The organism is Streptomyces sp. NPDC003247 (assembly GCF_042888135.1).
Lineage (GTDB): Bacteria > Actinomycetota > Actinomycetes > Streptomycetales > Streptomycetaceae > Streptomyces.
In genome coordinates, this window is the sequence record NZ_JBIAPF010000016.1 from 210,327 (window position 1) to 219,372 (window position 9,046).

The 9,046-nt window shown below is 72.9% G+C and carries 10 protein-coding genes; 4 read left to right on the plus strand and 6 right to left on the minus strand.

Annotation, left to right across the window (positions count from 1 at the left end; translation table 11 throughout):
* Positions 1 to 109 precede the first annotated feature (109 nt).
* The 3 genes from ACFYWQ_RS38275 to ACFYWQ_RS38285 are packed head-to-tail and all read right to left on the minus strand — an operon-like array spanning position 110 to position 2,230.
* Positions 110 to 970 carry an ABC transporter permease gene (locus tag ACFYWQ_RS38275; protein WP_389523686.1) on the minus strand — a complete coding sequence of 287 codons (861 nt, stop codon included), beginning with the start codon at positions 968 to 970 and terminating at the stop codon, positions 110 to 112.
* Positions 930 to 1,772 (minus strand): ATP-binding cassette domain-containing protein, encoded by an 843-nt coding sequence (locus ACFYWQ_RS38280; RefSeq protein WP_389523689.1) that lies wholly within the window; start codon positions 1,770 to 1,772, stop codon positions 930 to 932. The genes ACFYWQ_RS38275 and ACFYWQ_RS38280 overlap by 41 nt, the downstream gene beginning before the upstream one ends.
* On the minus strand, positions 1,769 to 2,230 hold the full coding sequence (locus ACFYWQ_RS38285) for a MarR family winged helix-turn-helix transcriptional regulator (protein ID WP_389523692.1): 462 nt from the start codon (positions 2,228 to 2,230) through the stop codon (positions 1,769 to 1,771). Before ACFYWQ_RS38285 ends, ACFYWQ_RS38280 begins: the two co-directional genes overlap by 4 nt.
* 249 nt (positions 2,231 to 2,479) lie before the next feature.
* Between ACFYWQ_RS38285 and ACFYWQ_RS38290 the strand changes: the two genes are divergently transcribed.
* Entirely contained in the window at positions 2,480 to 3,271 is a 792-nt protein-coding gene (locus ACFYWQ_RS38290; RefSeq protein WP_389523695.1) for an RNA polymerase sigma factor SigF, read from the plus strand.
* Between the two features lie 149 nt (positions 3,272 to 3,420).
* Here ACFYWQ_RS38290 and ACFYWQ_RS38295 read toward each other — a convergent pair whose 3' ends face one another.
* A complete protein-coding gene (locus tag ACFYWQ_RS38295; protein ID WP_389523698.1) occupies positions 3,421 to 3,768 on the minus strand; it encodes an ANTAR domain-containing protein in 348 nt (115 codons plus the stop codon).
* Positions 3,769 to 3,875: 107 nt separating this feature from the next.
* On the opposite strand from ACFYWQ_RS38295, the gene ACFYWQ_RS38300 reads away from it, so the two are divergent.
* Complete coding sequence (locus ACFYWQ_RS38300; protein WP_389523701.1) at positions 3,876 to 4,679, plus strand: VOC family protein; 804 nt, start codon at positions 3,876 to 3,878, stop codon at positions 4,677 to 4,679.
* Positions 4,680 to 4,707: 28 nt separating this feature from the next.
* Here ACFYWQ_RS38300 and glgX read toward each other — a convergent pair whose 3' ends face one another.
* Together glgX and ACFYWQ_RS38310 are read right to left on the minus strand one after the other, a co-directional pair.
* Entirely contained in the window at positions 4,708 to 6,855 is a 2,148-nt protein-coding gene (gene glgX, locus ACFYWQ_RS38305) for a glycogen debranching protein GlgX (protein ID WP_389523704.1), read from the minus strand.
* Positions 6,852 to 7,364 (minus strand): pep a2, encoded by a 513-nt coding sequence (locus ACFYWQ_RS38310; RefSeq protein WP_389523707.1) that lies wholly within the window; start codon positions 7,362 to 7,364, stop codon positions 6,852 to 6,854. Before ACFYWQ_RS38310 ends, glgX begins: the two co-directional genes overlap by 4 nt.
* A 296-nt stretch (positions 7,365 to 7,660) precedes the next feature.
* Here ACFYWQ_RS38310 and ACFYWQ_RS38315 point away from each other — a divergent pair, with 296 nt between their 5' ends.
* Together ACFYWQ_RS38315 and ACFYWQ_RS38320 are read left to right on the plus strand one after the other, a co-directional pair.
* Positions 7,661 to 7,957: a DUF5133 domain-containing protein gene (locus ACFYWQ_RS38315; RefSeq protein WP_389523710.1), complete on the plus strand. Its 297-nt coding sequence runs from the start codon at positions 7,661 to 7,663 to the stop codon at positions 7,955 to 7,957.
* Between the two features lie 427 nt (positions 7,958 to 8,384).
* Positions 8,385 to 9,046 (plus strand): maltotransferase domain-containing protein (locus ACFYWQ_RS38320; protein ID WP_389523713.1); only part of this gene is annotated, 662 nt, incomplete at its 3' end.

Here is a 9,046-nt window from a genome sequence, read left to right on the forward strand (position 1 = left end):
TTTTGATCGCTGATCAAGCCGTGCGCAGGCACGATCCGTCCGAGGGCCGCGCGCGGGCGGTCCGCGGGCGTGCCGCACATCACGTCACACCCGTCACCGCCCGGCAAGATCAGCGGGCCAGCCGGCCCAGCAGGGAGGAGGCCGCGGTGATGCCGAGGGCGGCCGCGACGATCAGCACCCCGAAGTCGAGCGCGAGGTGCGCCGGCGTGCCGAGGAGGAGGCCGCGCAGGGCGTCCACCTCGTAGCTGAGGGGGTTGACCCGGCTGACCGCCTGGAGCCAGCCGGGCATGACGTCGAGGGGGTAGAGGGCGTTGGAGCCGAAGAACAGGGGCATGGTGATCGCCTGCCCGAAGCCCATCAGGCGGTCGCGGCTGAGGACGATGCCCGCGATGGTCATCGACAGACAGGCGAAGAAGGCCGATCCGAGGACGACGATCGCGGCGACGCCGAGCAGCCTGAGCGGGTTCCAGGTCAGCGTGACGCCCAGCAGGGCGGCGATGACGATCACGACGACCGCCTGGATCACCGACTTCACCCCGGCCGCGAACGCCTTTCCGGTGATGAGGGCGGAGCGCGGAGTGGGCGTCACGAGCAGCTTGTTGAGGATGCCCGCGTCGCGTTCCCAGATGATGTGGATGCCGTAGAAGATGGCGATGAACATCGCGGACTGGGCGATGATGCCGGGCGCCAGGTAGTCGATGTAGGGGATGCCGCCGGTGGGGATCGCCTTGATCCGGGTGAAGGTCTGACCGAAGATCAGCAGCCAGAGAGCGGGCTGGACCGCCCGGGTGTACAGCTCGGTACGGTCGTGGCGCAGCTTCTGGAGTTCGACCGCGCACATCGCGGCGACCCGGGCCGGCAGCAGCCGCCAGCCCGCCCGGGGTTCCGGCGGGCGCACCAGCAGGCCGATGCCCCGGTCCCGGGCGCGGTCAGCCGACACGCTGGGCGGTGCGGCGGGTGCTTCGGACATCGCGGAAATCTCCTGACTGGTCGTCGAGGCCGCTGCCGGCGACGTCGCGGAAGACGTCCTCCAGGGTCGGCAGCGGGTCCGTGGCCGGGGCGCCCCGGCGTTCGCCGAGTCCGCGGCGCAGTTCGGCCGGGGTGCCGAGGGCGCGGATGCGGCCGTGGTGCATCAGGCCGACCCGGTCGCAGTAGTGGTCGGCCTCGTCCATGTAGTGGGTGGTGACCAGGACGGTCATGCCGGTGGCCTCGCGGACGGCGGTGATGTGCTCCCAGACGCTGGTCCGGGCGATCGGGTCGAGGCCGATGGTCGGCTCGTCGAGGATCAGCAGCCTCGGCGCGCTGACCAGGGCCTGGGCCAGTTCCAGCCGCCGGATCATGCCTCCGGAGTAGGTGCCGGCGAGCCGGTCGGCGGCGTCCGTGAGGTCGACGGCGGCCAGGGCCTGGGCGACCCGTTCGGCGCGTTCGCGGCGGGGGACGTCGAAGACCCGGGCGAACAGGGAGACGTTCTCCCGGCCGGTGAGGCTCGCGTCGGCGGACAGCTGCTGCGGCACGTAGCCGAGCAGCCGTCGTACGGCCATGCGCTCCCTGGCCGCGTCGTGGCCGAAGACGTGGACCATGCCGGAGGGCACCGGCAACAGGGTGGTGACGCAGCGGATCGCCGTGGTCTTGCCGGCGCCGTTCGGGCCGAGCAGGCCGAAGACCTCGCCCTCCCGGACGGTCAGGTCCAGCCCGTCGACGGCCTTCGTGTCACCGAAGGCGTAGGCGAGCCGGGTGCAGGCGACGGCGTCGGTGGCGGTGGCGGTGGTCATGATTCCTCGGCCTCCTCGTGCAGGTGGACGGCGAGTGTGCGCAGGGCGGGGAGCGCGGCGCGCAGCGCCGCCCGGTCGGACGCGTCCAGCCGGGCGACATGCCGGCCGACGAGTTCGGCGCGGCGCCGCTTCCAGTCCCGCAGCCGGGCCTCGGCGGCCGGAGTGAGCAGCAGGCGCGCCGCCCGCCGGTCGGCGGGGTCGGTCTCCCGCACCAGGTGGCCGCCGCGGACCAGTTGGTTGACGAGCGTCGAGACGGAGTTGCCCGCCAGGCCGAGCTCCTTGGCCGCGTCGGAGACGCCGACGCCGGGGCGGGCCTCGACGAGCCGCAGCAGCTCGACCTCGGCGCCCCGCAGCCGGGGCACGGTCAGCCCAGCGCGCAGCCGGCGTCTGAGCAGCCGCTGGACGCCGACGAGCGCGTCGGCCAGCTCTTCGGGGAAGGTCTCGGTCTCCGCGTCCACCCGGCCGAGATTACCTCTGTGTCAGAGGTAACTGGACCAAGAACAGGTCAAGGCAGAACCAGCCAATAACCGTACAACTGTTTCAGATACCCCCATTCCGGGCATGGACAGGGATGTGCTTCGGACAGGAGGCACGTCCGTGGGACCCCGCCGCGCCGGCCGCCCCGGGTGATCTCACCGCCGGGTCCGAGGCCCGCGTCCCACGGTGTCCGTCCATCCACCGGCACCTTCCTGAGGGAGGCGCGCGTGATGCGTTCCACCGTCAGAACCAGGCAGCACCCCCACGACGACGCCCCGGACACGGCCGAGTCCTTCGTACGGCTCGCCCAGCTGCCCGAGGGGCCCGAGCGGCGGGCGCTGCGGGACGAGCTGGTCCGCCTCTGGCTGCCCATGGCCGAGCGGATCGCCGTCCGCTTCCGGGGTCGCGGCGAGGCCCTCGAAGACCTCTACCAGGTGGCGGCCCTGGGACTCGTCAAGGCCGTCGACCACTACGACCCCGACCGCGGCCGCGCCTTCGAGGCCTACGCCGTGCCGACGATCACCGGGGAGATCAAGCGGCACTTCCGGGACCACATGTGGACGCTGCACGTGCCGCGCCGGGTCCAGGACCTGCGCAACCGGGTGCGGCACGCCGCGAAGGAACTCTCCCAGACCACCTCCGGACGGCCCCCCACGGTCGCCGAGATCGCCGAGCTCACGCACCTGAGCGAGGACGAGGTGCGCACCGGGATGGAGGCGCTGGAGTGCTTCACGGCGCTGTCCCTGGAGGCGCAGATGCCCGGCACCGACGGCTACGCCCTGGAGGACGCGCTCGGCGACCCCGACCCCGCCTTCGACACGGTGGTGGACCGGGTGGCGGTCACCCCGAGCCTGCGGGCCCTGCCGGAGCGCGAGCGGACCATCCTGTACCTGCGCTTCTTCGGCGGGATGACCCAGAGCTGCATCGCCGAGCAGCTCGGCATCTCGCAGATGCACGTCTCGCGGCTGCTCAGCGGCTGCTTCGCCCGGCTGCGCGAGGAGGTCGTGCCGGAGGCGAACTGACGGCCGCCTCCCGGCCTGCGGGGGCGGTCCGGTGGCCTTCCCAGCGGCACGTCCGGCCCGCTGGGAAGGCCACCGGACCGCCCCGTGGGCCGGGCCACCGCCCCGTGGGCCGGGCCACCGCCCCGTGGGCCGGGCCACCTACCCGCAGGTCAGGTCACCGGCCCGGCCGGCGGTGGCGCGCCCGGCACTCGGGCGGGGTCGTGCCGGCCGAGCAGTTCCTCCAGTTCCGCCCGGATCTCCTCGGGCAGCTGCCCGCCACGCCCCCACAGCAGGATCAGCTCGGCGACGGTGCGGAGCTTGATGTTGGTGTGCTGGGAGACCTCGCGCAGGACCGCCCATCCCTCGTCCGGCGTCATCCGGCCCAGCGCGACGACCACGCCGATCGCCTGGTCGACCACGGCGTGGGAGGCGACGGCCTCCTTGAGCTGGTCGACCTCCCGCTGGAGCGCGAAGATCCGGTTCGTTTCGTCGGGGGACCCGTGCGGTACTCGTGACACCCCTCCATCGTGCCACCGGCTCCCCCGGCAGGCGCCGTGGGCGGGTGCGGCCGGACACTGGGAAAAGGACCCCCGGCCGCCGCCCACAGATCAGGAACGCGAGTGCCATGAACGATGACCCGAAACCCGGCCCCGGTGCGAAGGATGTCGTCTCCACGCACTCCGTGTTCGGCGCGCCCTGCTGGGTGAGCCTGACCAGCCGCGATCTGGAGGCCACCCAGGACTTCTACTCCGCCGTCCTCGGCTGGGAGTGGCGCCGGGGCAGACTCGGCGACCACTTCCGGACGGCGCTGGTCGGCGGCGTCCCGGTGGCGGGCGTCGCCGCCGTCGCGGCGATGTGGCAGATGGCGGTCGCCTGGACGCCGTACTTCGCGGTGCCGAGCGCGGACGTGGCCGCCTCCCGGGCCCGGGAGCGCGGCGGCACGGTGGCCGTCGGCCCGATCTCCCTGCCGCCCGGCCGGGCGGCGCTCCTCGCCGACCGGGACGGCGCGACCTTCGGTGTCTGGGAGGGGGCGCTGAACAGCAAGTGGGAGGTCTGGCGGCAGGCGGCCCCCACCTTCATCCGGCTGCACACCCGCGACGCCTTCGACTCCGCCATGTTCTACGGCGAGATCCTCGACTGGGCCTCGAACCGGCCCGGCTGCTGCGAGGTCCACTACGAGAGCGGCGAGGTGGTGCTGCGCAGCCGGGGCGACATCGTGGCCCGGATCGAGTCGGGCGCGCTGGAGGCGGCACCCGATCCGACGATCCGGCCGCACTGGCAGGTCCACTTCGCCGTCGCGGACGTGGCGGACTGCGCGCGGGCCGCGGAGCGGCACGGCGGCAGCGTACTGGGAAAGGCCTTCGACGAGGCCGTGCTGCGGGACCCGGACGGCGCCCAGTTCACGGTGACCGCGCACCGGGACCGCTGAGGCCCCGCAGTCAGGACGACGTACTCGCTTACTCGGAGCGCCTGGGCGGCCGGGACAGCACGAGCAGGCTGCGGGCCTCCACGGTGACCTCGGTGGCCGCCTTGTGCTCGGTCTCGTCCGGGCCGCCGTCGGGCCGCACCGTGTCGACGCACACCGTCCAGCGCTCCCCGTACCCGGGGCCGGGCAGCCGGAAGACGACCGGCTCCCAGTAGCTGTTGAGCAGCAGCAGGAAGGAGTCGTCGACGACGGGGCGGCCCTGCGGGTCGGGTTCGGCGATCGCGTCGCCGTTGAGGAAGACGCCGACGCAGTGCGCGTCGGAGCGCCGCCAGTCGCCGTCGGCCATCTCCCGCGCGTCCGGCAGCAGCCACACCAGGTCGGGCAGCGGCTGGCCGGCGTGCGTCACCGTCTCGCCGCGGAAGAAGCGGCGCCGGCGCAGGACGGGGTGGGCGGCGCGCAGGGACACCAGGTGCCGGGTGAAGCCGACGAGGTCGCGCTGCTCCGCCGTGAGCCGCCAGTCGATCCAGGAGATCTCGTTGTCCTGGCAGTAGGCGTTGTTGTTGCCGCGCTGGGTGCGCCCGAGTTCGTCGCCGTGGCAGAGCATCGGGATGCCCTGCGACAGCAGCAGGGTGGCGAGGAGGTTGCGCTGCTGGCGGGCGCGCAGCTCCCGTACCTCCGGGTCGCCGCTCGGCCCCTCCACGCCGCAGTTCCAGGACCGGTTGTGGTTCTCGCCGTCGCGGTTGTCCTCGCCGTTGGCCTCGTTGTGCTTGTCGTTGTACGAGACGAGGTCGCGGAGCGTGAACCCGTCGTGCGCGGTCACGAAGTTGACGCTGGCGCGCGGACGGCGCCGGCTGTGGGCGTACAGGTCGGAGGAGCCGGTCAGGCGGGAGGCGAACTCGGCGAGCGAGCCCGGTTCGGCGCGCCAGAAGTCCCGTACGGCGTCGCGGTAGGGGCCGTTCCACTCCGACCACAGGGGCGGGAAGTTGCCGACCTGGTAGCCGCCCTCGCCGACGTCCCACGGCTCGGCGATGAGCTTGACGCGGCTGATCACGGGGTCCTGCTGGATCAGGTCGAAGAACGCCGACAGCCGGGACACCTCGTGGAACTGCCGGGCCAGCGTGGCCGCGAGGTCGAAGCGGAAGCCGTCGACGTGCATCTCGGTCACCCAGTACCGCAGCGAGTCCATGATCAGCTGGAGGACGTGGGGGTGGCGCATCAGCAGGCTGTTGCCGGTGCCGGTGGTGTCGTAGTAGTGGGACCAGTCCCCGTCCACCAGGCGGTAGTAGGAGGCGTTGTCGATACCGCGGAAGGAGAGGGTGGGGCCCTTCTCGTTGCCCTCGGCGGTGTGGTTGTAGACGACGTCGAGGATCACCTCGAGGCCCGCCGCGTGCAGCGCCTTCACCATCGCCTTGAACTCGGCGACCTGCCGGCCCCGGGTGCCGTGGGCGGCATAGCCGTTGTGCGGGGCGAAGAAGCCGATGGTGTTGTATCCCCAGTAGTTGGACAGGCCGCGGTCCTTCAGCACGCCGTCCTGCACGTACTGGTGGACCGGCATCAGCTCGATCGCCGTCACGCCGAGCGAGGTGAGGTGCCCGGTCACCGCCGGGTGCGCCAGACCGGCGTAGGTGCCGCGCAGTTCGGGCGGGACGTCGGGGTGGGTGCGGGTCAGACCGCGCACATGGGCCTCGTAGACGACCGTGTCGGCGTACGCGCGCTGCGGCGGGCGGTCGTCGCCCCAGTCGAAGGACGGGTCGGTGACGACGCCGAGCAGGGTGTGCCCGGCGCTGTCCTTCGGGTCCGGGCGCCCGCCCGCCCGCTCGAACAGGGAGGCGTGGTTGTCGGCCTGGCCGTCGACGGCCCGGGCGTACGGGTCGAGGAGCAGCTTGGCCGGGTTGCAGCGGTGCCCGGAGGCCGGGGCCCAGGGCCCGTGCACCCGGTAGCCGTAGCGCTGCCCCGGACCCACCCCGGGCAGGTAGGCGTGCCAGACGAAGCCGTCGACCTCGTTCATCGTCACGCCGCGGGTGCCGCCGTCGTCGTCGACGAGGACGAGGTCGACGCGTTGGGCGACCTCGCTGAACAGGGCGAAGTTGGTGCCCTCGCCGTCGTGGTCGGCGCCCAGCGGGTAGGGGCGCCCGGTCCACACGGGCACCCCTGCGCCGCGGTGGGTCCGCGAGGTCACCGGGCCCCCTCCAGGACGCCGTCCGCCCCGTCCGCGGGGGCGGCGAGGGCCGCCACGGGGACGGTGCGCGGCACCTGGAGACCTTCTCGCAGGCTCGGCTCCGGCGCGGTGGGCACCAGGGGGACGCGCTCGCCGGCGCGGGCCCGCTGCGAGAACCAGATGACCGTGCTGCCGGTACCGATGGCGCAGCAGCCCCAGCCGTCGCTCGTCTCCGCGATGTGCTCCAGGCAGCCGCGCAGGTCCTGGTCGGGACGCAGGTCCCGGTCGTGGCCCCCGACGGCGGTGATCAGGTGCTGGCCGTTCCACCACATCTCGATCGAGATGTGCTTGTCCGTGGCGTGCTCGTCGATGGCCCGCAGGAGCATCTCGGCTCCGCGGCACACGGGCTCGACGAGGTTCTCCAGGCTCCAGTGCCGGAGGTGCGCGGCCAGGATGCGCCTGACCTGCCCGGCCCGTTCCGGGCTCACGTCCACGTCGAGGTGGTAGTAGCAGGGCACTGCGGTCTTCATCGTCGTTGGCTCCTCACAGGCGAGGCTCTCGCCGTCCTCCTCGGTCTGCCCGACCGAGCCCCGAACACGAAGCGTGAGTGTTGTTGGCTCCTGAGTCACAACCACAGTGCGACCGCTACGCCATTCGTGCAACACGAGCACACCATTACCAAGATCCAACAGGACGTTGGGTGGTCAACCGTGCACCATAAGTGAAGGCCTCGGGAGGTTTGACGGTTTCGCACCTCTGCGTACAGGGCCGACCCGCTCGCCGCGGGGCGATGTACCCCTCGAACTCCCGGAAGGTGAACAGCGCCATGCTGCTACCAGCCAAGACCGAAGTGGCCAGACGTCTGCGCAGTTACCGCGCCTGGGAACGCGCGATGCTCGCCTGCCCGGGTGACGTCGCCGTGCGCGCCACTTTCGAGGACTGCGGTTACACCCTCTGCGTGCTGATGGGCAAGCGTTGCGCCCGGGAGGCCGCGGACGCCGCCGAGCAGTACCTGCGCGGCGGTTCGGACGCGCTCCCCCGACGGGGCGGGCGCACGCGCAGGAGCGGCGTCGCGCGGGCGTCGGCGGCGCGGCCCGTGCCCCATCTCGCGGCGGAGCTTTAGCGGGCCGACGTCCCGGCCACGGCGCTCCGGCCACGGCGTTCCGCCGGCGCGTCGGCGGCAGGCGGTACGGCGGTGCCCGGTACAGCGGCCCGCGGTACGGCGGTGCCCGGTACAGCGGCCCGCGGTACGGCAGCGGGCGGCACGGTGGCGGACGGTCGGGCGGGACCGCGGTGGCAGGCGGGACCACGGCGCAGGACGGCGAGCGGCGCGACGGCGGCAGGCACCGGCGTGGTGCGGCGGTGCGGCGGTGCGGCGGCGGCAGGTACGGGCGCGGTGCCGGAGGCACGACGGCGGCAGGCACCGGACGCGGTTCCGGAGGCACGACGGCGGCGGGCACGCACCGCGCGCGGCGCGTCGGCGGGCGAGGGGACAGCGGGCGACGGAAGCCCTATTCGATGGCGCGTTTTCGGTACAGCGGAGGTGCAGCGTGAGGTCCACCAGAGCGATCGGCCGTATCCCGGTGCGGGACGTCTCGCCGCTTGTGGAGTGCGGCAGGCGACCGGCCAAGTCCGTGAGCGGGGAGACGTTCCCGATCACGGCGACGGTGTTCCGCGAGGGCCATGACGCCATCGGCGCGAACGTGGTCCTGCGGGGCCCGGACGGCCGCCGTGGGCCGTGGACGCCGATGCGTGAACTCGCCCCCGGCACCGACCGCTGGGGCGCGGAGGTGACGCTCCACGAGGTGGGCCACTGGACGTACACGGTGGAGGCCTGGGGCGACCCGGTCACCACCTGGCGCCGGACCGCGCAGATCAAGATCCCGGCGGGCATCGACACGGGTCTCGTCCTGGAGGAGGGCGGCCGGCTCCACGAACGGGCCGCCGCCCGGGTACCCGGTGGTCCGGCCCGTGCGGTGGTGCGGGAGGCGGCGAGGAGACTGCTCGACGACTCGCTGCCGGTGGCCGAGCGCCACGCCGCGGCGCTGACCCCGAAGGTGCGGGAGGTCCTGGACCGCCATCCGTTCCGGGAGTTGGTCTCGGCCGGCCCTTCCGCACCGCTGCTGGTGGAGCGGGAACGGGCCCTGTACGGCGCGTGGTACGAGTTCTTCCCCCGCTCGGAGGGGACGCCCGAACGCCCGCACGGAACGTT

What these genes read in the sequence shown, in the direction of transcription:
- ACFYWQ_RS38275 (WP_389523686.1), bottom strand. Translation starts at nt 970, where the DNA reads ATGTCCGAAGCACCCGCCGCACCGCCCAGCGTGTCGGCTGACCGCGCC.
- ACFYWQ_RS38280 (WP_389523689.1), bottom strand. Translation starts at nt 1,772, where the DNA reads ATGACCACCGCCACCGCCACCGACGCCGTCGCCTGCACCCGGCTCGCC.
- ACFYWQ_RS38290 (WP_389523695.1), top strand. Translation starts at nt 2,480, where the DNA reads ATGCGTTCCACCGTCAGAACCAGGCAGCACCCCCACGACGACGCCCCG.
- ACFYWQ_RS38300 (WP_389523701.1), top strand. Translation starts at nt 3,876, where the DNA reads ATGAACGATGACCCGAAACCCGGCCCCGGTGCGAAGGATGTCGTCTCC.
- ACFYWQ_RS38310 (WP_389523707.1), bottom strand. Translation starts at nt 7,364, where the DNA reads ATGAAGACCGCAGTGCCCTGCTACTACCACCTCGACGTGGACGTGAGC.
- ACFYWQ_RS38315 (WP_389523710.1), top strand. Translation starts at nt 7,661, where the DNA reads ATGCTGCTACCAGCCAAGACCGAAGTGGCCAGACGTCTGCGCAGTTAC.